22 protein-coding genes are annotated in these 23,432 nt (G+C 71.6%); 13 read left to right on the forward strand and 9 right to left on the reverse strand.

What is annotated here, in order from left to right:
- Window positions 1-86: 86 nt before the first annotated feature.
- The gene (locus tag MQP27_RS19305) at window positions 87-950 is read left to right on the forward strand and encodes a thioesterase family protein (protein WP_242766436.1); all 864 of its coding nucleotides are present in this window, start codon (window positions 87-89) and stop codon (window positions 948-950) included.
- Window positions 951-1,550: 600 nt separating this feature from the next.
- Here MQP27_RS19305 and MQP27_RS19310 read toward each other — a convergent pair.
- A complete protein-coding gene (locus MQP27_RS19310) occupies window positions 1,551-2,141 on the reverse strand; it encodes a TIGR03086 family metal-binding protein (protein ID WP_242766437.1) in 591 nt (196 codons plus the stop codon).
- 106 nt (window positions 2,142-2,247) lie between these two features.
- Between MQP27_RS19310 and MQP27_RS19315 the strand changes: the two genes are divergently transcribed.
- Both MQP27_RS19315 and MQP27_RS19320 read left to right on the forward strand, forming a co-directional pair.
- Window positions 2,248-3,225: a helix-turn-helix transcriptional regulator gene (locus MQP27_RS19315; RefSeq protein ID WP_242766438.1), complete on the forward strand. Its 978-nt coding sequence runs from the start codon at window positions 2,248-2,250 to the stop codon at window positions 3,223-3,225.
- A 160-nt stretch (window positions 3,226-3,385) separates the two neighbouring features.
- On the forward strand, window positions 3,386-3,784 hold the full coding sequence (locus tag MQP27_RS19320; RefSeq protein ID WP_242766439.1) for a hypothetical protein: 399 nt from the start codon (window positions 3,386-3,388) through the stop codon (window positions 3,782-3,784).
- A 68-nt stretch (window positions 3,785-3,852) separates the two neighbouring features.
- On the opposite strand, the gene MQP27_RS19325 is transcribed toward MQP27_RS19320, so the two are convergent.
- Window positions 3,853-4,479, reverse strand: coding sequence for a TetR family transcriptional regulator (locus MQP27_RS19325; protein ID WP_242766440.1), 627 nt, complete (start codon window positions 4,477-4,479; stop codon window positions 3,853-3,855).
- A 145-nt stretch (window positions 4,480-4,624) separates the two neighbouring features.
- Between MQP27_RS19325 and MQP27_RS19330 the strand changes: the two genes are divergently transcribed.
- The 3 genes from MQP27_RS19330 to MQP27_RS19340 all read left to right on the forward strand — a co-directional run bounded on the left by MQP27_RS19330 (window position 4,625) and on the right by MQP27_RS19340 (window position 6,359).
- A complete protein-coding gene (locus tag MQP27_RS19330) occupies window positions 4,625-4,780 on the forward strand; it encodes a hypothetical protein (protein ID WP_242766441.1) in 156 nt (51 codons plus the stop codon).
- Between the two features lie 36 nt (window positions 4,781-4,816).
- Entirely contained in the window at window positions 4,817-5,095 is a 279-nt protein-coding gene (locus tag MQP27_RS19335; RefSeq protein ID WP_242766442.1) for a DUF4190 domain-containing protein, read from the forward strand.
- Window positions 5,096-5,195: 100 nt separating this feature from the next.
- Window positions 5,196-6,359, forward strand: coding sequence for a cysteine desulfurase family protein (locus MQP27_RS19340; RefSeq protein WP_242766443.1), 1,164 nt, complete (start codon window positions 5,196-5,198; stop codon window positions 6,357-6,359).
- A 92-nt stretch (window positions 6,360-6,451) separates the two neighbouring features.
- On the opposite strand, the gene MQP27_RS19345 is transcribed toward MQP27_RS19340, so the two are convergent.
- Complete coding sequence (locus MQP27_RS19345) at window positions 6,452-8,221, reverse strand: multicopper oxidase family protein (RefSeq protein ID WP_242766444.1); 1,770 nt, start codon at window positions 8,219-8,221, stop codon at window positions 6,452-6,454.
- A 185-nt stretch (window positions 8,222-8,406) separates the two neighbouring features.
- Window positions 8,407-9,111: an N-acetylmuramoyl-L-alanine amidase gene (locus MQP27_RS19350; protein ID WP_242766445.1), complete on the reverse strand. Its 705-nt coding sequence runs from the start codon at window positions 9,109-9,111 to the stop codon at window positions 8,407-8,409.
- 60 nt (window positions 9,112-9,171) lie between these two features.
- Between MQP27_RS19350 and mnmA the strand changes: the two genes are divergently transcribed.
- Window positions 9,172-10,308: a tRNA 2-thiouridine(34) synthase MnmA gene (mnmA, locus tag MQP27_RS19355; protein ID WP_242766446.1), complete on the forward strand. Its 1,137-nt coding sequence runs from the start codon at window positions 9,172-9,174 to the stop codon at window positions 10,306-10,308.
- A 6-nt stretch (window positions 10,309-10,314) separates the two neighbouring features.
- Here mnmA and MQP27_RS19360 read toward each other — a convergent pair whose 3' ends face one another.
- The 5 genes from MQP27_RS19360 to MQP27_RS19380 form a co-directional block, all read right to left on the reverse strand.
- Window positions 10,315-11,955: a glycosyltransferase family 39 protein gene (locus MQP27_RS19360; protein WP_242766447.1), complete on the reverse strand. Its 1,641-nt coding sequence runs from the start codon at window positions 11,953-11,955 to the stop codon at window positions 10,315-10,317.
- Between the two features lie 10 nt (window positions 11,956-11,965).
- Entirely contained in the window at window positions 11,966-12,961 is a 996-nt protein-coding gene (locus MQP27_RS19365; RefSeq protein WP_242766448.1) for a glycoside hydrolase family 26 protein, read from the reverse strand.
- A complete protein-coding gene (locus MQP27_RS19370) occupies window positions 12,958-14,778 on the reverse strand; it encodes a glycosyltransferase family 2 protein (protein ID WP_242766449.1) in 1,821 nt (606 codons plus the stop codon). Before MQP27_RS19370 ends, MQP27_RS19365 begins: the two co-directional genes overlap by 4 nt.
- Before the next feature lie 115 nt (window positions 14,779-14,893).
- The gene (locus tag MQP27_RS19375; protein WP_242766450.1) at window positions 14,894-15,679 is read right to left on the reverse strand and encodes an alpha/beta fold hydrolase; all 786 of its coding nucleotides are present in this window, start codon (window positions 15,677-15,679) and stop codon (window positions 14,894-14,896) included.
- Between the two features lie 37 nt (window positions 15,680-15,716).
- Window positions 15,717-16,040, reverse strand: coding sequence for a DUF427 domain-containing protein (locus tag MQP27_RS19380; RefSeq protein ID WP_242766451.1), 324 nt, complete (start codon window positions 16,038-16,040; stop codon window positions 15,717-15,719).
- 50 nt (window positions 16,041-16,090) lie between these two features.
- On the opposite strand from MQP27_RS19380, the gene MQP27_RS19385 reads away from it, so the two are divergent.
- The 6 genes from MQP27_RS19385 (at window position 16,091) to gatC (ending at window position 23,430) form a co-directional block, all read left to right on the forward strand.
- A complete protein-coding gene (locus tag MQP27_RS19385; RefSeq protein ID WP_242766452.1) occupies window positions 16,091-16,630 on the forward strand; it encodes an LOG family protein in 540 nt (179 codons plus the stop codon).
- A 7-nt stretch (window positions 16,631-16,637) separates the two neighbouring features.
- Complete coding sequence (locus MQP27_RS19390; protein ID WP_242766453.1) at window positions 16,638-17,336, forward strand: SDR family oxidoreductase; 699 nt, start codon at window positions 16,638-16,640, stop codon at window positions 17,334-17,336.
- Window positions 17,337-17,374: 38 nt separating this feature from the next.
- Window positions 17,375-18,331 (forward strand): methionine synthase, encoded by a 957-nt coding sequence (locus MQP27_RS19395; RefSeq protein WP_242766552.1) that lies wholly within the window; start codon window positions 17,375-17,377, stop codon window positions 18,329-18,331.
- A gap of 15 nt (window positions 18,332-18,346) precedes the next feature.
- On the forward strand, window positions 18,347-20,539 hold the full coding sequence (ligA, locus tag MQP27_RS19400) for an NAD-dependent DNA ligase LigA (RefSeq protein ID WP_242766454.1): 2,193 nt from the start codon (window positions 18,347-18,349) through the stop codon (window positions 20,537-20,539).
- A 260-nt stretch (window positions 20,540-20,799) separates the two neighbouring features.
- Complete coding sequence (locus MQP27_RS19405) at window positions 20,800-23,040, forward strand: putative bifunctional diguanylate cyclase/phosphodiesterase (protein ID WP_242766455.1); 2,241 nt, start codon at window positions 20,800-20,802, stop codon at window positions 23,038-23,040.
- A 93-nt stretch (window positions 23,041-23,133) separates the two neighbouring features.
- Window positions 23,134-23,430 (forward strand): Asp-tRNA(Asn)/Glu-tRNA(Gln) amidotransferase subunit GatC, encoded by a 297-nt coding sequence (gatC, locus tag MQP27_RS19410; RefSeq protein ID WP_018531282.1) that lies wholly within the window; start codon window positions 23,134-23,136, stop codon window positions 23,428-23,430.
- Window positions 23,431-23,432 lie beyond the last annotated feature (2 nt).

Consider the following 23,432-nt stretch of genomic DNA (forward strand, 5'->3'; position numbering starts at 1 on the left):
CGCGGGGCGGTCCCGGAACGGCAGTGTTCACGCGGCCGTAATCCCCAAAGCTACCGCTTAGTAATTTCCTGTTGTACCGTTCATCCATGCCAGAAGCAGCCACCGCCACGCACATCGCGCGGGCCACGATCGGCGACAGCGAGTTCGACCGGGACACCGCGCTCACCCGGCGCGCGCCCGGCGTCTTCGACATCGACCTCTCCGCGGGCTGGACCATCATCAACGCCGTGAACGGCGGCTATCTGCTGGCGGTCCTCGGCCGCGCCCTCGCCGAGACCCTGCCGCACGCCGACCCGTTCACCATCTCGGCGCACTACCTGACCGCGTCCCAGCCGGGCCCGGCGGTCGTCCGCACCGAGGTGGTCCGCACCGGCCGCACCCTCTCCACCGGCCAGGCCTCGCTCTTCCAGTACGACGACGAGGGCCGCGAGGTGGAACGCATCCGCGTCCTCGCCTCCTACGGCGACCTGGACTCCCTCCCGGACGACGTCCGTACGACGGCGGTACCGCCCGCGTTCCCGCCGATCGACGAGTGCTTCGGCCCCCAGGACGGACCTGCCCCCATCTCCGGCAGCTCGGCCATCACCGACCGCCTGATGATCAAGCTGGACCCGGCCACCCTCGGCTGGGCGGTCGGCGCGCCCTCGGGCAAGGGCGAGATGCGGGCCTGGTTCGGCCTCGCCGACGGCCGCGACGCGGACCCCCTGTCCCTCCTGCTCGCAGTGGACGCACTACCGCCCACAGCCTTCGAGATCGGCCTGAAGGGCTGGGTCCCCACGGTGGAACTCACGGTCCACGTCCGCTCCCGCCCGGCCCCCGGCCCCCTCCGCATCTCCATCACCACCCGCAACCTGGCCGGCGGCTTCCTGGAGGAGGACGCGGAGGTCTGGGACACGGAGAACCGCCTGGTGGCCCAGTCCCGCCAACTGGCGAGGGCCAGGCTGGGCTGAGGGGGAGAGGGGCCGGTCGGCGGCCGGGGGCATGACCGCCGGTGGGGCCCGAGAGGGCAGGTCGGCCGGGTCCGTGGCGGCTGTTGGGTCGGGTCTGTGGGGGCGGGCGGAGTTCGTGGCGGCCGTGCGGCCGGGTTCGTGGCGGCCGGGCGGCTGGAGCCGTGGCCGACGGAGGGGGCCGCGAGGGCTGCTGGGTCGGGTCCGTGGTGGTCGGGGGAGCCCGTGGCGGCTGGTCGCTCGAGTCTGCCCCGCTGGCTGCGGAGGCCGGCCGGCTGGTCGCCGGGCCCGTTCCGGCCGGTGCGGGTGGTCGCGCGCGCTCAGTTGGCCGTGATCGGCTGGAGTCGTGGCCGCCGGTGGGGCCCGCGAGGGCCGGTGGGTCGGGTCCGGGGCGGCGGGCGGAACGCGTACGCCATTGGGTCGGGTCCGGGGCGGCGGGCAGAACTCGTGACAGCCGTTCGGTCGGGTCCGTGGTGGTCGGAGGAGCCCGTGGCGGCTGGTCGCCCGAGTCTGCCGCCCGGCTGGCTGCTGAGGGCGCACGGCTGGCTGCGGAGCCCGGCCGGCGGTCGCCGGGCCCGTTTCGGGCGGGACGGATGCGCGCGCTCAGTTGGTCGCGATCGGGTCCCGTCCCAGCCAGGCCGCCAACTGCCTGTAGTTGTCCGCTCCTTCGGGGGCCGGGCGAGCCGAGGCGAACGGGAAGTCCTCGCCCTCTCGGACCGGGTCGGGCAGTACCTGGTGGGCCGTCGCGAGCGCGAACTCGGCGAGTTCTGGGGCGAGTTCGAGCGGGTGGCCGAGCGCGTCCGACAAGTCCCAGGTGTGGGTGACCAGTTCCATCACGTAACCGGACAGAGCCGCCGCGCCCGGTACCTCGCCCCACGGCACCCGCACCGGCGCCGTCATCCGCTCGTCGCTCTCCCAGGCCCGCAGCACCCGCGCCCGTACCTCGTCGTACGCCGCCGGCCAGCCGTCGTCGGGCACCCCCTCGGCGAACGGCCGCACCTCGCCGCCGTCGCCCGTCTCACCCGCCACCGCGATCCGCAGGGTGCCCCCGACGATGTGCGAGAGCAGCGTGCGTACGTCGAACTCGGTGCACGGGGTGGGGCCGTTCAGCCGCTCCGGCGTCACCGTCTTGATCAGCGCGGCCGTCTGCTCGGTGGCGCGGGCGTATATCGGGCGGGGATCCGTCACGTCCATGGGGGCCTCTCTGCTCGGTGGACCGTCGCCCAGAGGTTCCCCCACATAACCTGACAGTATCCGTCAACATTTGCGGCGGGCCCGCACACGGCGGGATTCTGGTGCCGTGAAGTCCGACCGCCTGCTCTCGATCCTGCTGCTCCTGCAGACCCGCGGCCGCGTCCCCGCGCACGAACTCGCCGACCGCCTGGAGGTGTCGGTGCGCACCATCTACCGGGACGTCGAGGCCCTGTCGGCCTCCGGCGTGCCGGTCTACGCCGAGCGCGGCCGGCACGGCGGCATCGAACTGCTCGCCGGCTTCCGCACGGACGTCACCGGCCTCACCGCCGACGAGTCCCGCGCCCTGTTCATCCTGGCCGCCCAGGGCGCGCACGCCGCGCTCGGCCTGGACGCCGCCCTCGGCTCGGCGCTGCGCAAGGTGATGGCCGCGCTGCCCGCGCCGTACCGCCCGGCCGCCGAGGTGACCAGCCGCCGCATCCTGGTCGACGCCACCCGCTGGAAGGGCGGCCCGCTCAAGGCGGTCGACCTGGACGTGCTGCAGGACGCGGTCTTCGCCGACCGGCGCCTGAGGCTGCGCTACCGGCACAGTGGCGAGCAGGACCTGCGGACGTACACCGTGGACCCCTACGGCCTCGTCTCCAAGGCGGGCGTCTGGTACCTGGTCGCCGACCGCCGTACGAAGCCGCAGCTCTTCCGCGCCGACCGGGTGCGGTCGGCCACCGTGCTGGAGGAGCCGGTACGGCGGCGGGCGGGCGTCGAACTCGCCGACGTCTGGGAGGTGTTGCGCCGCCAGGTCGAGGAGCGGCCCGGCGGACTCGACGTCACGGTCCGCGTCCGGCGCGACCGCCTCGACATGTTCCTGCGCCTGACCGCCGCGCACCTGACCGAGCTGCCGGACACCGAGGGCGAGGGCGAGTGGGTGACGGTGAAGCTGTCGTACGGCTTCGTCCGCGAGGCCCGCCCGCTCCTCCAGTTCGCCGACAACGTGGAGGTCCTGTCACCCCCCGAACTGCGCGCGGAACTGGCCGCCGCGGCCGCTTCTGTCACGGACCTGTACCAGCGAGTAGTCCCGGCCGATTCCTGAAGTCGCAGGTCAGGGCGGTCTCTTGAGGTCCGCTTTACCCGAATCACAGGCCGGGGACAGACCGCCCCCAAGGAAGCCTTAAGCGCCGTTGATTGAGTGCCCGCCTCAAGGGTTCCTCATCTTCCGTCGTCTTCCCTCATCTTCCTTGGAGTTGTTTCTCATGAAGCGTGTGCGTCTCGTCCCCGCGGTGGCCCTGCTGGCGCTCTCGCCCCTGGTCCTGGCGGCCTGTGGTTCGAGCGACTCCTCGTCGTCCTCGAACACCGGCAACTCCGGGCAGCAGCAGTCCTGTTCGGCACCTTCGGGCAACGCGTCCGGCATGCCCGGCGGCGCGCCCTCGGGCGCCCCCACCGGCAACGCGACCGCCAAGCCCACCGGCACCCCGTCGGGCATGCCGACCGGCGCGGCCAGCGGCGGCCCCGGCGCGGGCCAGGGCGGCCAGGGCGGTCCCGGCGGCGGCATGGGCGGCGGCTGCGGCGGCGGCCAGGGCGGTCCGGGCGGGGGCGCCGCCCCCAGCGGCGCGCCGACCGGTCAGCCGACGGCGGCGTCGACCAAGAGCTGACGCGTTCCGTCGTACGACAGGGGCGGCACTCCCGGTGAACGGGGGTGCCGCCCCTGCGTGTTGCCTGCTCAGTCCCGCCAGTGGTGGCGGCCGATGCTGATCAGCCGCATCTGGCGGGTCGCGAGCTGCGTGACGCGCTCGCGGTCCTCCGCCGTGCCCTCCAGCGCCTCCAGGAAGAGGGAGGCCGTGATCAGCATCTGGTCCACGTAGAGATGGGCCAGCATGAGCAGGTCGTCCTCGCTCCAGCCCGCGGACTCCGGGTCCTTGGCGAGCTCGGCGCTCACCTCCTGGGCGAACCGGACGAGTTGGTCCCGGATGGCCTCCCGCACCGGCTGAACCCCGCCATGTCGCTCACGGGCGATAAAACGGACATGTGCGGGGTACGCGTCCACATGACCGGCGATCAACTGAATGGCGCGCGCTATGCGTTCCTCGCTGCTGTCCGCCGCGGTGACCGTCGTGCGGATCATCGGGTGCAGACTGCCCAGCGCCTCCTCGACCAGGGCCACGCCCAGATCCGCGATGGAGCGGAAGTGCCGGTAGAAGGCGGTGGGGGCGACCCCCACGGCGCGGGTGACCTCGCGCAGGCCCAGGCTGCTCAGGCTCTGCTCCTCCAGCAGACCCAGCGCCGCGTCGAGCAGCGCCTGCCGGGTCTTCTGTTTCTGGGCCTGCCGGATGCCGAGGGTGTGACTCATGTCATCCAGTTAACAACTGTTCTCTGGATTTGGAAAGCCGTACAGCGCGCTAGACTCTGTAGTCAGTGAACAACTGTTACTACAACTGTTCACCCAACCGTAACGAGAGACGCCCACCGGACGTCTCGGAGGGGGATCGAATCCCATGCTGTTCCTCGTCGCCGCACTGCTGCTGTTCGGTGCCGTGCTCGGCACCGTGGCCCACGCGCCGTTCACCTTCACCCTCGTCGCCGCCCTCGTGATCGCCGCCTGGCTCGGCATCTTCGCGCTCCGCGAGCGGCACGGCCGCCGCACCCACTGACCGCACGTCCCAGCGACTTCCAGGAGCTGACCCGTCATGCAACTCACCGCCCCCGCCACCGCCCGCCCCGACGCCGCCCCGACCCGCCGCGACGCCGACGGCATGGCCGTCGCGTCCTTCATCCTGGGCCTCATCGGCCTGCTGGTGCTGAACGTCTTCCTCGGCCCGATCGCCATCGCCCTGGCCGCGGCGGCCCTCTGGCGAGGCACCAAGCGCCGTGGCCGCGCCTTCCTGGGCCTGACCCTGGGCGTCGCCGACCTCGTGGTCCTGGTGATCGTGATGCAGATGTCCAACACGGTCTCGTGGAGCCTGTGACACCGGGGAAAGCACGTTGAACAACGCCGGCCAAGGGCCCTGAGGACGACAGGGCGCGGCCGGGAGGCCCCTTACCCCGGCCCCGTACAATCGTCGCACCATGGCATACCTCGACCACGCCGCGACCACCCCGATGCTCCCCGAGGCAGTCGAGGCGATGACGGCCCACCTGAACATCACGGGCAACGCCTCCTCCCTCCACGCATCCGGCCGCAGGGCCCGCCGTACGGTCGAGGAATCCCGCGAGACCCTCGCGGAAGCGCTCGGCGCCCGCCCCAGCGAGGTGGTGTTCACCTCCGGCGGCACCGAGGCCGACAACCTCGCGGTCAAGGGCCTGTACTGGTCCCGCCGCGACGCCGACCCGAACCGCACCCGCGTCCTGGCCAGCCCCGTCGAGCATCACGCCGTCCTCGACGCCGTGCACTGGCTCGGCGAACACGAGGGCGCGACCGTCGAGTACCTCCCGGTCGACCCCTACGGACGGGTCCACCCCGACACCCTGCGCGAGGCCATCGCCCGCAACCCCGACGACGTCGCCCTCGCGACCGTGATGTGGGCCAACAACGAGATCGGCACCGTCCTGCCGGTGCGCGAACTGGCCGACGTGGCCGAGGAGTTCGGCGTCCCGCTGCACGCCGACGCGGTCCAGGCCTTCGGCCAGGTCCCGGTCGACTTCGCGGGCTCGGGCCTCGCCGCGATGACGGTCTCCGGCCACAAGATCGGCGGCCCCTACGGCATCGGCGCCCTGGTCCTGGGCCGCGAGTACACCCCCGTACCGGTGCTGCACGGCGGCGGCCAGGAGCGGCACGTCCGCTCCGGCACCCTCGACGTCCCCGCGATCGCCTCCTTCGCGGTCGCCGGCCGGCTCGCCGCCGAACAGCGCGAATGGTTCGCCCGCGAGATCGGCACCCTGCGCGACAGCCTGGTCGAAGCGGTCCGTACGGCCGTCCCGGACGCGATCCTCGGCGGCGACCCGGTGGACCGGCTGCCGGCCAACGCCCACTTCACGTTCCCGGGCTGCGAGGGCGACTCCCTGCTCCTGCTGCTCGACGCCCAGGGCATCGAGTGCTCCACCGGCTCCGCCTGCACCGCGGGCGTGGCCCAGCCCAGCCATGTCCTGCTGGCCACCGGCACCGACCCGGACCTCGCCCGCGGCACCCTCCGCTTCTCCCTCGGCCACACCTCTACGGAGGCCGACGTCGAAGCGGTCGCCAAGGCGATCGGACCGGCGGTGGAGCGGGCCCGCGCGGCCGGGCTGAGCTGAACCGACGGCGGGCCGGGGAGAGCCCGCCGACTCTCCCCGGCCCTTGACGAGGGGTCCGGCGCCCACGGGGGAGGCCGGCACCGGACCCGGGGCTAACTGTCCGTGGCGCTGGCGCTGGCGCTGGCGCTTGCGCTCTCGCTCGCGGAGTCGCTCGCGCTTGCCGAGGCGCTCGCGCTGGCCGTGGCCGTGGAGTCGCTGCTGTCGGACGTGTCGGTACTGGTACTCGTACTGCTCGAACCGTCGTCCGTGATCATGAGGGACGCCATCATGCCCTCGTCCTCGTGCTGCAGAAGGTGGCAGTGCAGCATGTACATGTACGTGTCATCGGCGAAGTCGGTGAACTCCATCGCGATCACGATGGAGCCGCCGCCGACCACCTCGTAGGTGTCGTACCAGCCGAGCTGGACGCCGGTCGGATCCTCTCCGTTGATGGAGATCAACTGGTAGGGGACGTCATGCAGATGGAACGAGTGCTCCAGCTGCGTGCTGTTCTTGATCGTCCAGATCTCCTTGGACCCCAGCGTGGTGCTGATCATCGCCATCGAGTCCATGGAGGTGCCCGCGGACCCGTTGATCAGCATGGTGGCGCCGGAGTTGCCGAGGGTGATCGTCCGGGCGGTGAAGTCGCTGGTGTCGTACCGGTCGATGGTGTTGAGGGTGCTGGGCAGGTCGTCCACCGTGTCGGTGCCACTGGCCGTGACCGCGAGGACGTCGAAGGTGCCGGAGCCGCCGCGGATCCAGCCCGTGGTGACGACGGCCTGCAGGGTGACGTCGTCGGACAGGTCCAGGACGAACTCGGCGCGGGCACCGGCGACCAGGCGGATCGTGGTGACGTCGGCGGCCTCGGCGAGATACCCCTGGTCGGTGGCGATCTGGGTGAGATTGCCGCCGTCGCTGCGCTGGATGGTGATGATGTCCGACGGCGAGGCGTTCAGGCAGCGGAACCTGGTGCGGGTCTTGGTGGCGGTGAAGGTGAGGGTCGTGTCGTCGACGTTGGTCCCGTTGAGCAGCAGGGGGAAGGAGACGTCGGACTCGCGGTAGCCGGTCGCCTCGTACTTGATGTCTCCGTCGGCGTCCACGGCCAGGCACTGGAAGATGAGCGGGATGTCGTCCACGCCGTAGTCGCTGGGCAGCGCGGCGGAGGTGTCCGTGTCGTCCTCGACGATGATCATCCCGGCCAGGCCGTGCACGGCCTGCTGGGCGGTGGTGCCCAGGGCGTGCGGGTGGTACCAGAGGGTGGTCGCCGGGTCCTTGACCGTGAAGGTGGGGGACCAGGTCTCACCGTCGGCGAAGGCGACCTGGGGACCGCCGTCCATCTTGGCCGGGACGTGTGCGCCGTGGAAGTGCACCGTGGTGTCCGCGCCGATGCTGTTGGTGATGTTGAGCAGGACCACGTCCCCGTTGGTCCACTTCATGGTGGGGCCGAGGAAGTCCTGGTTGTAGCCCATCGTGTCGCTGGTGACCCCGGACAGCACCTCGTGGGAGCCGGTCTTGGCCTCCAGGGTGAAGGTGGTGGTGCCGTCGGAGGTGGTGCCCTCCAGCAGGTCCGGGATGCTGAGCGTGGCGGTGTTGGTCGCCGCGCCCGCCTTGTTCTTGCCCGCGTCGCTCAGCAGCGAGAAGGCCGCTCCGCCCGCGACGACCGCCCCGATCCCGGCCCCGGCCATGCCCCCCAGGAACTGACGCCGGTGCAGGCCCTTGCCACGGCGCCGTCCCGGCTGCTCCGCCCTGCCGTGCTCGCTCTTGGCGGGAGCCGCCTTGCGGTGCTCGCCCTTGTCCTGCCGGTCCTTGCGGTGCTGGTCCTTGCCTCGTTCGAGTTCGCTCTCTCTGCCCGCCTCGAAGGCGGGGTCCGTGGTGTGAGTCATGTGGCGGATCGTTGAACCGGGGACTGTGTAAGTTCTGGGGCGAAATTAGGTGCAAGCCGCGCGGGCCGTGAACGCGCTGTGAAACCTGAAACGCTCCAACTCCCTTGAAGAAAAGCCAAGTTGAGGAAGTCCTGATCGCGCGTGCAGCGAGGGACGCAACGGACAGGTCGGCACCCCGGAAGGCGTTACGACTTCGTTGTCGTCTTCGTCGCCGCCTTCGTCGCCCTCGGCGACATCGCGGACCGCACGAGCCGCATATATCTGTCCCAGTCCCAGTACGGCCCGGGGTCGGTGTGGTCCGTCCCCGGCACCTCCACATGCCCGATGACGTGCTCCCGGTCGGCGGGTATGCCGTACCGCGTGCAGATCCCCGCGGTCAGCCGCGCCGAGGCGGCGTACATCGCGTCCGTGAAGGAGGACGCGCGCTCGACGAAGCCCTCGTGCTCGATGCCGACGCTGCGTTCGTTGTACTCCCGGTTGCCCGCGTGGAAGGCCACGTCGAGCTCGCGGATCATCTGGGTGACGCGGCCGTCCTTGCGGACGATGTAGTGGGCCGCGGCCCGGTGGTCCGGGTCCTGGAAGACCTTCACCGCGCTCGCGTAACCGCCCTGGGTGACATGGATGACCACCCGGTCTATCGCGTAGTCGTCCGGGCGGTCCGCGCGCCGGTAGTTCGCCGGCGAGGCCGCGATCCAGCGCGCGCCCCGGAAGTCCACCGCGCCCGCCACCCGCGGCCGCTCCACCCCCGGCAGCCGCCACCACAGATGGGCCAGCTCGTCCCGGGCCAGCGCGGCCGTGCCGACGGCCGCCGCCGCGCCGCCGACGATCAGCGCCCGCCGCCCGAGCCGCCGGTCCGCATCCCGCTTCGAGTCCCGTTCCGTGTCCCCCATGTGATCGTCAACGGATACTCGTGGGCTCCGGTTCCCGCGGCCCCTTACTCTTGAAGGGCTATGACTGACACCCCGCAGCGCCCCCGCCCCCTCCGCGTACTCGCCGCCATGTCCGGCGGGGTGGACTCCGCCGTCGCCGCCGCCCGCGCCGCGGAAGCCGGCCACGACGTGACCGGCGTCCACCTCGCGCTCTCCGCGAACCCGCAGTCGTTCCGGACCGGCGCGCGGGGCTGTTGCACCATCGAGGACTCGCGCGACGCCCGCCGCGCCGCCGACGTCATCGGCATCCCGTTCTACGTCTGGGACCTCGCCGACCGCTTCAAGGAGGACGTGGTCGAGGACTTCGTCGCCGAGTACGAGGCCGGCCGCACCCCGAACCCCTGCCTGCGCTGCAACGAGAAGATCAAGTTCGCCGCCCTGCTCGACAAGGCCCTCGCCCTCGGCTTCGACGCGGTCTGCACCGGCCACTACGCCCAGGTGATCGTGAACGAGGACGGCACGCGCGAGCTGCACCGCGCCTCCGACATGGCCAAGGACCAGTCGTACGTCCTCGGCGTCCTGGACGAGCGGCAGCTGGCGCACGCCCTCTTCCCGCTCGGCGACACGGTCACCACCAAGGACGAGATCCGCGCGGAGGCCGAGCGCCGTGGCCTCGCGGTCGCGAAGAAGCCCGACTCGCACGACATCTGCTTCATCGCCGACGGCGACACCCAGGGGTTCTTGGCCTCTCGCCTGGGCAAGGCCGAGGGCGACATCGTCGACGAGTCCGGCACCAAGGTGGGCACTCACGAGGGCGCGTACGGCTTCACCATCGGCCAGCGCAAGGGCCTGCGCATCGGCACCCCGGCCCCCGACGGCAAGCCCCGCTACGTCCTGGACATCTCGCCGGTGGACAACACGGTGACGGTCGGCCCGGCCGCCGCCCTCGACGTCACCGCCCTCACCGCGATCAAGCCCCGCTGGTGCGGCACGCCCCCCTCGGGCCCCGGCACCTACACCGCCCAGCTGCGTGCCCACGGCGGCGAGACCGAGGTGACCGCCGAGCTGATCGACGGCCGCCTGGAGGTCGCCTTCACGGAGCCGGTCCGCGGGGTCGCCCCCGGCCAGGCGATCGTCCTGTACGACGGCACGCGCGTACTGGGCTCGGCGACGATCGCGACGACCACGCGCGCGAGGACGACGACGTCGGTCGCCTGACGGGTCCTACGAAGGCGCCCACAGCTCGAACCGGCTCGTCCCCCATGCCGTCGCGTAGGGGACCGTGCCGATCAGCCGGTAGCCGGTCGAGTGCACCAGGGCGTCGCGGACCGTGGTGCTCTCGCCGGTCGGGTTGCCCCGGTCGAGCACGATCAGCGTGAAGTGCCGCTCGGCGACCGCCGCCCTGAAGCCGGCCGCACCCGTGAGGTGCTGTCCGGAGCGGGTCGTGTAGTCGATCGTGTACGTGGAGTTCCACCGGCGGTACGACGTGTCGTGGCCCAGCGCGTAGACCGGCACCTCGTAGGTGTCGGCGAGATAGCTGCCGCGGGCGTTCACGTACGGCTTCACGGCGGCCACCAGGGCCCTGGAGTCCGGCCAGGCGTGGAAGTTGTCGTACGCCTGCGACATGCCGCTGGAGAGCAGCACCACACCCAGGAAGATCGCCCACTGCGGGTACTTGAAGTGCGCGCCCATCAGCCGCGTGACGCCCACTCCGGCGAGCGGCGCGGCGAAGAACAGCCCGTACCCGATGTGCTTGTGCAGCGAGACCTCGGTGTGCAGGTGCAGCTGATAGGCGGGCGCGAGCAGGGCCGTGCCGGCCAGCACCAGGCCGAGTGCGGCCCGCCAGCGGGCGCCGGGCAGGTTCCCGCGCCAGCCCGGCATCTCGCTCATCCGCCCGCTGCGGACGTACGAGAACGCCCCCAGCAGGGCCACCGCGACCGCCAGTCCGCCCCAGCGGGCGCTGTCGCGCAGGATCTGCCAGGAGGGCGTCGTACCGGCGGCACGGGCCGTGGTGGTGGACTGGATCGCCGAGAGGTAGCCGGAGGCATACAGGCCGGCGCCCAGCAGCGCGACGACGCCGACGGTCAGCAGCACACCCCGGCCCAACGCGCGCGGCAGCCCTCGGTGTTGGTAGGCGGTCAGCACGCACAGCAGCACGATCGTCGGCAGATACAGCGCGGACGCGTACTTCACCGCCACCGCGAGCGCGGCGACCGGCGCCGCGAGCAGGGCGAGCAGCGGGTGCGCGTCCGAGGCGCGTACGACGATCCACGCGGCCAGCGCCAGCAGGAACAGGGCCAGGGCGTCGTACGTCGCGAAGTTGCCCATGAACGCCGTCGACTGGGCGACCGCGAAGACACCGGCCGCGCACAGTCCCGCGCGCTCGTTGAAGAGCCGGCGGGTCGTCGCGTAGAGCAGGGCCGTGCAGCCCAGCATGCAGGCGAGGCTCAGGGCGCGGGCGCCGGCCAGGCCGAACACCGAGTCCACGGCGGCGGCCAGGACCGGGTAGAGCACCGGGGCGCCGGAGAAGTAGCTGTCGAAGGCGCCGTACAGCGGGGTGCCGTGCAGCAGGTGGCCGATCTCGGCGTGGCCGGCGAACAGGTAGAGCGCCTCGTCCTCGAAGGCGGTGTTCTGCAGCCGCAGCGACAGCGCGGCCTGCATCAGCAGCAGCGCCAGCAGCACCAGCCGGCTGACCCGGGCCCGGCGCGCGCTAGCCTTCGCCGACCAGCCGGAGTCGGGGACTGGCCGCAGGGTGTAGCCGGAGCGGGCCGGCCGCAGCACGCGCAGCTGCATCGTCTCGGCCACCCGCGACCTGGGCCTCGGCCGGGCCACGGGCAGTTGCATGGTGGAGTCGTTCTGCTCCAAGGCGGGCCCCCTACGGATTGTGGACGTCGAAGCCGAAGGAGCCGCCTGCGGCCGCCTTGCGGAACGCGGCGAGCGACAGGGGGCCGCTGTCGATGCGCCAGTCGGCCTCCTTCCTGAGGTTGAACCAGACCAGCCCCAGCACACCGGCACGCGCGCGTACGCCCGCGAACAGGTCGGCGATCTCGGCCGGCTTGCTCTCCCCGGCCTGCACACCCGTCTCCGCGATCAGGAAGGGCTTCCCGCTGAAGCGGCGGATCTCCTTCATCGTCGGTCCGAAGAGGGTCCTGAAGGTGGTCGGGCCGCTGAGCGCGTAGTAGCCGACGACGCCGACCCAGTCGACGTACGCGTCACCGGGGTAGTACGGCTTCAGCCGCACGTCCGGGACCGGATTGATCACGTTCGGGCTCCACACCCAGATGACGTCGGCGGCGCCCTCGTCCGTGAACAGGTCGTGGATGTGCCGCCACGCGCGCGCGAAGTCGGCCGCCTTCGTCTTCTTGCTGCCCCAGGGGTACCAGCCGCCGTTCATCTCGTGCCCGAAGCTCAGCGCGAGCGGCCGGTTGTAGTCGCGCACGGCGTCGGCGAACTGCCGTATGTACGCGTCCTCCTGGCCGTCGGCGATCTGCGCTGCCGTCCGGGAGAAGGGCTCCCAGACCAGGAAGGGCAGCTGCCCGGCGTCCCACACGGCCCGGTTGACGTCCGCCTGGAACGGGTCGCCCCACTTCGCGTAGTACTCACGGAGGTTGGGCTGCCTGCCGGCCTTCTGCGCGAAGGCGGTCACGGGCGCGGTGGCGCGCGGCGAGCCGTTGAAGGCGACGCCCAGATACTTGCCGGAAGGTTTCAGCAACGGCCGTATGTCGTACGGCGGTTCGGGGCTCTGCGTGCCGCTGCGCGCCGTGGCCGCGGCGGCGGGGGAGACCTGCGGGGCGGGCGGCGCGCAGGCGGCCGCGGCGGCGGTCAGCAGACAGCAGACGAGGGCCAGGAACAGACGGCGCGGAACACTCATGCGGGCGCCCCCTCGGCGCGCGGGCGGCCGCTGGAGCCCCCGGTGCGCGGATGCACGGCGGCGTCCCAGACGGGCGGCAAGACGGCGGCGTCCCAGGCGGGCGGCATGACGGTGGCTGTCCCGGCGGGCGGCAAGACGGCGGCGTCCCCTGCCGGCGGCAAGACGGCGGCGTCCCCTGCGGGCGGCACGTCTGCGGTGGCCTCCTCGGCGTGCGGCTGGATGAGGGCGCGGGCGACCGCGACGCCGTAGAAGAGGCCGGAGGCGAGCATCAGGGCGTAGTCCGAGGGACTCAGCGACGTGCTCATGCGCCACACGGCGACCGCGATCCAGGCCACCGCCGTCGTGCCGCTCCAGGCCCACATCCCGATCCGCAGGCGGCGCGTCTTGCTGCCCTTGGCGCCGCCCGCGCCCGTCGGCGTCCAGCCCATCGGGCGGCGGCGCAGGGTGTCCCAGACGGCGAAGGCGTGCGCCCAGCCGTACAGGACGCGGGTGGCCCAGGCCTCCAGGCGGTACGGGTTGCGGTGCCAGATCGGGTAGACGACGGTCAGGTAGACCACGCTGGGCAGCACCAGGCCGATGTTCGCGAGCCTCAGCTGCTCGGGCGCCGCCAGCATGATCGTGAGCGCGATGAGCGGGCCGCTGAAGGTCAGCAGTCCGGTCTCGATGTAGTAGACGAATCCGGACAAGTAGCACAGCCGGCTCGCGAACCGCATCTTCGTCCGCCAGAAGTCCCTGCTGCCCAGCATCGCCAGCGAGGCCATGCACCAGCGGTACTGCTGGCTGTAGAAGGCGCCCACGGTGTCCGGGCACACCCCGGTCGACAGCGCGAGCGGCACATAGGTCAGGTCCCAGCCGAGGGCGCGCAGTTCGAAGCCGGTGTACATGTCCTCGGAGTGCTCGACCAGGCTGGTGCCGCCGATCTCCGCCAGCGCGCTGCGCCGGTAGACCGCGCAACTGCCCACGCAGATCGAGCCGTCGCTCTGCTGCCGGGAGACCTGGACGCTGCGGTAGAAGAGCTCCTGGACGGCCGCGGCGCCGCGCTCGATCCAGTTCTGCTGGTCCAGGACGCGGAAGAACTGCGGCGACTGCACGATGGCGGTGCGCGGCTCGCGGTCCATGTACGGCAGCAGTTCGTGCAGCAGGTCCGGGCGGGGCGCGAAGTCCGCGTCGAGGATCAGGATGAACTCGCCCGAGGAGCGCTCGAAGCCGTGCCGCAGATTGCCGGCCTTCTTCATCCAGCCGCGGTTGGGGCGCACCAGGTGGCGGAAGCCGAAGTCGGCGGCCATCGAGGCGGTCTCCGGGTCGTCGGAGTCGTCCAGGACGATCGGCGTGACCGTCCCCGGGTAGCGCTCGGCGAGCGTGCGCACATGCGTCCAGGTGTTGTGCAGCACCTCGATGGGCTCCCCGCACACCGGCAGGAAGACGTCCACGCTCGGATACCGCCCGGGCTGCCACGCCTTGACCAGCCGGCGGTGCCCGCGCAGGTCGAAGCTCGGGGTGAAGGCGTCGAGCCGGAAGGAGATCAGATAGCTCGCGACCGACAGCAGCAGAAGCGGCACGTACGCCCAGATCCACGCACTGCTCGCCGCCGCCCGCACCTGGCTGATCACCAGGCAGACGAATCCGACGAGCGAGGAGAAGGTCAGCACCCAGGTGTGCCGCCGGACGTACGAGATCTTCTCCCGGTCGTCGGGCGGCGCGGGCAGCAGCCCCGGATAGGCGTGGCCGGAAACGGCCTTGCGCGGGTCGGCCCGACGGCGACGCTGCGACGGAACGGTCGGTCTGTCGCCGTCGGGCGCTATGTGCGCGGTGTTCATGGGTCGTGCTCCACAAGCGAGCCGGAATGCCGGGGGACAAGGAGGCTCGCCGCCGGAGGCGCGAGTTCGTTGTGAATCTTATGTGACCATCGCTCGCAAGTGGGTCTCGGGTTCCTCAAGAGTTCCTGAGGAAAAACTCCGCCAGCACCGGCGCGAGGGCGTTCGGATCGACCATGTGGGTCTGACCTTCCAGCATTCGGTACGTCCCCTGGGGTGCGCTTTCGGCCACGGCGCGGGCAGCCTCGCGCAGCCACTCCGGGCTCGCGCCGCCCGCGATCGACAGCACGGGCACGCCGATCGCGGCCAGCCGCTCGCGCGGCACCAGTCCGCCCGCCATCACCGCGTCGTCGTACGCCAGACTCGGCGCGATCGCCTCCATGCCGGGCCACATGGGGGAGTTGCGGGCGCCCTGGATCATCTCCTCGGCCAGACCCGTGAGCCGCAGGAAGTGCTCGACGGCGTCGCCGGGGCGGCCCTGGGCGAGCGCTGCCGTGAGGTTCTCGGTGTACTCGGCGCGCTCCCTGGCGCCGGTGTCGTCCAGGGCGAACGGCACCTCGTACACGGCGACGGAGCGCAGCGGCAGCCCGCTCGCCGCCGCCTCCAGGACGAGCGCGCCGCCCGACGAGATGCCGTACAGCGAGGCCTCGCCGCCCACCGCGTCGACGAGCGCGGCCAGGTCCTCGACCTCGCGCGCCACCGCGTACGGGGCGGTGTCACCGCTCGCGCCCCGGCCCCGGCGGTCGTAGGAGACGACGCTGAAACGGTCCCCGAGGGGCCCGGCGAGGGGTGCCACCGTGGCCCCCGTCGACATGGCCCCGCTCACCAGGATGATCGCGGGGCCCCGGCCGGTGCGCTGGTACGCGATGGGGGTGCCGTCGCGCGAAAGGGTCTTCTTGTCCATGCCTGAGGAGACTCCCCCATGGCAGGGAATTATTCGCTCACGACACTTCGACTTCGTAGAAGCAGAGGTGGTCCTTGATCTCCGCGACGTCCGGCTTCGGGTCCGGATAGGCCCACACCAGGTCCGGCGCGTCCGGCAGCGACCAGTAGGACGCGGTGCCCTTGAACGGGCAGTAGGTGTGGGTCTCGGAGGGGGTCAGCAGATCGAGTCGTACGTCCTCCGCGGGGATGTAGTAACGCACCGGACTGCCCGTCTCCCTGAGCACGAGGGGCCGTTCGCTCTCCGCGAGAACCTGGTCGCCGTGCACCACGCGCACGTGCTGGTCGCCTTGCTCGATGGTGATCGTGTGTCCTTGGGCCATACCGGAAAAGCGTATGCGGGCCCCCGGTTCTTCCCGCGTACGGTGGCCTCATGCGAATCTGCGTCTTCCTCTCCGCCGCCGACCTCGACGACCGTTACACGCGCCCCGCGCGCGAGTTCGCGAAACTGCTGGGCAAGGGCGGCCACACGCTGGTGTGGGGCGGTTCGGACGTGGGCCTGATGAAGGTCGTGGCTGACGGCGTGCAGGAGGCGGGCGGACGGCTCGCCGGGGTCTCCGTGGAGTTCCTGGCGGCCAAGGTCCGGCCGGGCGTCGACGAGATGGTGATCGCCAAGGACCTCGCCGAACGCAAGAAGCTGCTCCTGGAGAAGGCCGACGCCGTGGTCGTCATGGTGGGCGGTACGGGCACGCTCGACGAGGCGACCGAGATCCTGGAGCTGAAGAAGCACGGGCACACGGACAAGCCGGTGGTGCTGCTGAACACCGCGGGCTTCTACGACGGCCTCAAGGAGCAGTTCCGGCGCATGGAGGACGAGGGCTTCCTGCCGGTACCGCTGACCGACCTGGTGTTCTTCGCGGAGGAGCCGGTGGGGGCGCTGGCCCACCTGGAGGAGTCGCTCGGCGTGCGGTGATGCGAGCATGGCGGGCATGGCTACACATGTGATCACCGGAGCCGGCTCCGGCATCGGCGCGGCCGTCGCCCGCCGCCTCCACGCGCGCGGGGACGAACTCGTCCTGCACGCGCGCGACGCGGGCCGCGCCAAGGAGCTGGCCGCGGAGTTCCCCGGCGCCCGGACGCTGGTCGGCGACCTGGCCGACCCCGACAAGCTGTCCTGGGCCTTCTCGCACCAGACGCTGCCGGACCGCGTGGACTCGCTGCTGCACATCGCCGGTGTGGTCGACCTGGGCCCGGTCGGCGAGCTCACCCCGAAGACCTGGCGGCACCAGCTCAACGTCAACCTGATCGCTCCCGCCGAGCTGACCCGCCACTTCCTGCCCCAACTGCGCGCTGCGCGCGGGCACGTGGTCTTCGTCAACTCCGGCGCCGGCCTGAACGCCCACGCCGACTGGTCCGCGTACGCCGCCTCCAAGCACGGCCTCAAGGCCCTCGCCGACTCCTTGCGTCACGAGGAGCACGCGGGCGGCGTCCGCGTCACCTCGGTCTACCCGGGGCGCACGGCGAGCCCGATGCAGGCCAAGGTCCACCAGCAGGAGGGCAAGGAGTACGACCCCGCGAAGTGGATCGACCCCGAGTCGGTCGCCACGGCCATCCTCATGGCCGTCGACCTGCCCAGGGACGCCGAGGTCAACGACCTGACGGTGAGGCCGGGCAGGTGAGCGGGTCCAGCTTCGGCGGCGCCACCGGCGTCGGCTCCATGCCCGGCGGGGACGCCCGCGAGGCCGCCAAGACCGTCACCGGGACCTTCGAGGACTTCCCGTTCCTGCCCGAACTGCCCGCCCGGGGCCCCGGCGCCGACATGATCGGGCGCACCGCCGGCATGCTCGTCGAGCTGTACGCGCGCGTGGAGCCCAGCGGCTGGCGGCTCGGCGACCGGCCCGGCCGCGACACCAAGCGCGCCCGGTCCTGGCTCGGCGAGGACCTGGACGCGCTCGAGGAGTTCACGCAGGGGTACGAGGGCCCGCTGAAGGTGCAGGCGGTGGGCCCCTGGACGCTGGCCGCCGCCCTGGAGCTCCGGAACGGCGAGGTCGCCCTCTCCGATGCCGGCGCCTGCCGCGACCTGGCCGGCTCCCTCGCCGAGGGGCTGCGGCTGCACCTCGCGGAGCTGCGGCGCCGCGTGCCCGGCGCCCAGTTGGTCCTCCAGCTCGACGAGCCCTCCCTCACCGCCGTCCTGCGCGGCCGGGTGAAGACCGCCAGCGGCTACCGCACCCACCGCGCGGTCGACCGCCAGGTCGTCGAGGCCACCCTCCGCGACGTCGTGGGGGTTCACGGCGACGGCCCGGTCGTGGTCCACTCCTGCGCACCGGACGTCCCGTTCGCCCTGCTTCGGCGGGCGGGCGTGGCAGCGGTCTCCTTCGACTTCGCGCTCCTCACCGAGCGTGACGACGACACGATCGGTGAAGCGGTGGAAGGGGGTACCCGGCTCTTCGCAGGTGTCGTGCCGGGCACGGACGGCCCATTGTCAGACCCTGCCGGTAGCGTCATGGGTGTCAGGACGCTGTGGCGCAGGCTGGGGCTGCAACCGGGGCTTCTCGCGGAGGCGGTCACGATCACGCCGTCGTGCGGACTCGCGGGGGCCTCCCCCGACTACGCGCGCCGGGCACTCGCCCACTGCGTCCGGGCGGCGAGATCCCTCGCGGACAACCCAGAGTAACGGGAGGACAACACGGTGGCCGGCGAAAAGCAAGCGGAGACGACGGTGCCCGCTCAGGCACGGGAGAAGCACGCGCAGCTCGCTGAGCAGATCGAGGAGCACCGCTTCCGGTACTACGTGAACGACGCCCCTGTCATCAGCGACGCGGAGTTCGACAAGCTGCTGCGCTCGCTGGAGGCGCTGGAGGAGGAGCACCCGGAGCTGCGGACGCCGGACTCGCCGACGCAGAAGGTCGCGGGGGCGTACGAGACCGAGTTCACGGCGGTCCAGCACCGCTCGCGCATGCTCTCCCTGGACAACGCCTTCAGCGACGAGGAGCTGGCCGCCTGGGCCGAGCGCGTCGCCAAGGACGTCGGCGGGCCCGACTACCACCTCCTGTGCGAGCTCAAGGTCGACGGCCTCGCCGTCAACCTCACCTACGAGCACGGCCGCCTCACCCGCGCGGCGACCCGCGGCGACGGCCGCACCGGCGAGGACATCACCCCAAATGTCCGCACAATCAAGGAGATTCCGGACAGGCTGAAGGGTGACAAGGTCCCCGACGTCGTGGAGATCCGCGGCGAGGTCTACTTCCCGATGGAGAAGTTCGAGGAGCTCAACGCCCGCCTGGTGGAGGCCGGTGACAAGCCCTTCGCCAACCCGCGCAACGCGGCGGCGGGTTCACTGCGCCAGAAGGACCCGCGCGTCACGGCCGGTCGGCCCCTGCACATGGTCGTGCACGGCATCGGCATCCTGGAGGGCTTCGAGGGACTGACCCGCCTGTCCCAGGGCTACGACCTGCTCAAGGCCTGGGGCCTGCCCACCTCCACGCACAACAAGGTGGTCGACGACCTCGACGGCGTACGGGAGTTCATCGCGTACTACGGCGAGAACCGCCACTCCGTGGAGCACGAGATCGACGGCGTCGTCGTCAAGCTCGACGAGATCCCGCTCCAGGGCCGCCTCGGCTCCACCTCCCGCGCCCCGCGTTGGGCGATCGCGTACAAGTACGCGCCGGAGGAGGTCAACACCAAGCTCATCAACATCCGCGTGGGCGTGGGCCGTACGGGCCGGGTCACGCCGTACGCCCAGGTCGAGCCGGTGACGGTGGCGGGCTCGGAGGTCGAGTTCGCCACCCTGCACAACCAGGACGTCGTGAAGGCGAAGGGCGTCCTGATCGGCGACACGGTCGTGCTGCGCAAGGCCGGTGACGTCATCCCGGAGATCCTCGGCCCGGTCGTCGACCTGCGCGACGGCAGCGAGCGCGAGTTCGTGATGCCGTCCGAGTGCCCCGAGTGCGGCACCGCGCTGCGCCCGATGAAGGAGGGCGACGTCGACCTGCGCTGCCCGAACGCCCGTACCTGCCCGGCGCAGTTGCGCGAGCGGCTCTTCTACCTCGCGGGCCGCAAGTCGCTGGACATCGAGCACTTCGGTTACGTCGCCGCGGCCGCCCTGACCAAGCCGCTGGAGCCGGCCGACCCGCCGCTGACCGACGAGGGCGACCTGTTCGACCTCACCGTCGAGCAGCTGCTGCCCATCAAGGCGTACGTCCTCGACCAGGACAGCGGCCTGCCCAAGCGCGACCCGAAGACCGGCGAGGAGAAGATCGCCACGGTCTTCGCCAACCAGCAGGGCGAGCCGAAGAAGAACGCGCTCGCCATGCTGGAGAACATCGCCGCGGCCAAGGAGCGCCCGCTCGCCCGCGTCCTGACCGGTCTGTCGATCCGTCATGTCGGCCCGGTCGCCGCCGAGGCGCTGGCCCGCGAGTTCCGCTCGATCGAGCGCATCGAGCAGGCCTCGGAGGAGGAGCTGGCGAACACCGACGGGGTCGGCGGGATCATCGCCGCCTCCCTCAAGGAGTGGTTCGCCGAGGAGTGGCACCAGGAGATCCTCCGCAAGTGGCGGGCGGCCGGCGTGCGCATGGAGGAGGAGGGCTCCGGCGAGGACGAAGGCCCGCGCCCGCTCGAAGGGATGACCGTCGTCGTCACCGGCACTCTCGAGCACTTCACACGGGACGGGGCCAAGGAGGCGCTGCAGTCCCGGGGAGCGAAAGTGACCGGTTCGGTTTCGAAGAAGACGTCTTTCGTGGTCGTGGGTGACAATCCTGGTTCCAAGTACGACAAGGCGATGCAGCTCAAGGTGCCTGTTCTGAACGAGGAAGGGTTCAACGTCCTGCTCGAACAGGGACCCGAAGCGGCGGCCGAAGTGGCACTCCCCACAGAGGAGTAGCGGTTGAAGGTCACCCGATCGGCGCATACCAGATGCATACGGGTGGCCGGGTCGCATTCGGGCAACCGTGGACGACCGCTGCCCGTGGAAGCCTTCTGCGGCCTACTGTTGAGATGTGCGCCTGCCGTGCCCAGCTGCGGTCGGGGCATCCCCTTGCTCCTGATGAGCAAGGGGAAGGGTTTTCCAACGCGGCCGCCGTTGATGGACGTCGGGCATCGGGCCGCGTGGCGTGGGCACCGCCGGCTGTGAGAGGGACGGGAATGGAACCGACCGAGAGCGCCGCCCCTGACTCACGGCTGCGCCGCCTCAGGGTCAGCGGTGCCTGGCGGGCGAGCCGGTGGACCGTGCGGCCTGCGGAGCGTCCGGCCGCCGAGGGGCGGGGCACCGGACAGTACACCGTGACGGAGACCCGCGGTGTGCCACCGCTCACCGCCGGACACGCGCACGGCCTGCCCGACGCCGACCACGAACGTCACCTGTCCTGGCCCGCGCTGCCCGCGGCGGTCGTCGGCTCGGCCGCCTTCGTCCTCGGCGCCGGCTTCTACCGGGCCTTCACCGGCACGCACGCGCTCTTCCCGTCCGGCACCGTCGGCTGGTCCCTCGCGGTCCTCACCGGCATCATCGTCGGCCACCTGGTCATGCTCGGCCGCTCCCGCTGGTGGGGCGGCACCGGCTCCGGCGCCGCCCTCACCCTCGCCGTCCTGCTGCTCTACGGCTGGGTGTCGGCCGGCATGGTCAGCCTCACCGTCGTCGTGCTGGTCGGCATAGCCCGGCGCAACCGCTGGCGGCAGGGCGTGCTGCACGGCGCCGTGGACATCCTCGGCATCGCCGCCGGCGCCCTCGTGCTCGGCGTCTTCGGACGCGTGCCGTCCGTGGAGAAACCCTGGAACCCGGACACCTGGACCGTCTACACCGCCCCCGAGGTGGCGCTGGTCGCCGCCGCCTACCTCCTGGTCACCCGCACCCTGCTCTGGTACCTGCACGCCCCGCGCCACCGCGGCCTGCCCACCGTCGCCCGCACCGCCCTGGTCAGACAGGGCCTGGTCGCGGTCGCGCTGCTCGGCATCGCCCCGCTGGTCTGCGTCGTCGCCGTCGCCCAGCCGGTGCTGCTGCCGCTGTTCTCCATCCCGCTGGTCGCCCTCGACTCCACCCTGTGGATAGCCCGGGCCCGCGCCGAGGAGCAGCTGCGCGATCCGCTGACCGGACTGCCCAACCGGCAGTGGCTCCTGGAACGCATCTGGACCGCGCTGGACGACGCCGAGCGGATCGGCGCCCGCGCCGCCCTGATGCTCATCGACCTGGACCGCTTCCGGTCCGTGAACGACACGCTCGGGCATCTCGCCGGCGACCGGCTGCTGCTGCAGATAGCGGACCGGCTGCGGGCCGCCCTGCCGCGCGGGGCGGAGGCCGCGCGGCTCGGCGGCGACGAGTTCGCCGTACTGCTGCCGGTCGCCGACTCCACGACGTCCGCGACGCGGCTCGCCCGTGGCCTGGTCGCCGAGCTCAGCTCGCCCCTCGACCTCGACGGGCTCACGCTCGTCCTGGAGGCCAGCGCGGGCGTCGCGGTCTTCCCCGACCACGCCCTGGACGCGGAGGGGCTGCTGCGGCGGGCGGACGTCGCGATGTACCAGGCCAAGCGGGACCGTACAGGCGTCGAGGTGTACGAGTCCAAGCGGGACTCGAACACCCCGGACCGGCTGGGGCTCCTCGGCGATCTGCGGCGGGCGCTGGACGCGCACGAGGTGCAGCTGCACTACCAGCCCAAGGTCCGCTTCGACGGACAGGTCGCAGGCCTTGAGGCGCTGGTCCGCTGGGTGCATCCCGAGCGGGGGAAGGTGCCGCCGGACGAGTTCATAGCGATCGCCGAGTCGTCGGGGCTGATGCCCCATCTCACCGAGTACGTGCTCGAGACGGCGCTCGGACAGGTGGCCCGATGGCGGGCGCAGGGGCTGCATGTGCCGGTCGCGGTCAACGTGTCGCCGCGGGACGTCCACACGCCGGGGTTCGCGGGCTCGGTGGCGGCGCGGCTGGCCAGGCACGGGGTGCCTGCCGGGGCCCTGCAGCTGGAGATAACCGAGCACGTCCTGCTGGAGGACCCGCAGCGGGCGGCCGACACCCTCGCCGGGCTGACCGGGCACGGCGTGAAGATGTCCCTGGACGACTTCGGCACCGGGTACTCGTCGCTGGTGCACCTGCGGCGGCTGCCGGTGAGCGAACTGAAGATCGACCGCTCCTTCGTGGCACGCCTGGCTGTCGACGCCGAGGACGCGGAGATCGTGCGGTGCACGGTCGATCTGGCCCACTCGCTCGGCCTGCTGGTCGTCGCGGAGGGCGTGGAGGACGACGAGACGTGGGAGCGCTTGCGCGACCTGGGCTGCGACGCCGTACAGGGTTGGCTGGTCGCGGCCGCGATGCCGGCCGAGGAGACGACGGCGTGGCTGCGGGCACGGGGGTCGCGGGGGTGGCAGCGGCCAAGGGCAGCTCTGCCGGCCGCCGAGTAACCGTGCGCCCCTCGGAAACCGTTTAACGGCGACGGCCCTGTGCCCCCTAGGATTGGGCCCAAACCACACACACTCACCCCAGAGGAACGCTGCATGCCTGGCATCACGCGCGAGGAGGTCGCCCACCTCGCCCGGCTGGCGCGTCTGGAGCTGAAGCCCGAAGAGCTCGACCACTTCGCGGGACAGCTGGACGACATCATCGGCGCGGTGGCCCGCGTCAGCGAGGTCGCCGACCAAGACGTACCGCCGACCTCGCACCCGCTCCCGCTGACGAACGTCATGCGGGCGGACGAGGTCCGTCCGTCGCTCACCCCCGAGCAGGCGCTCTCCGGCGCCCCGGCCCAGGAGCAGCAGCGTTTCAAGGTGCCGCAGATCCTGGGGGAGGACTAAGA

The organism is Streptomyces cylindrosporus, assembly GCF_022698165.1.
In the GTDB taxonomy this organism is placed as follows: Bacteria; Actinomycetota; Actinomycetes; order Streptomycetales; family Streptomycetaceae; genus Streptomyces; species Streptomyces cylindrosporus.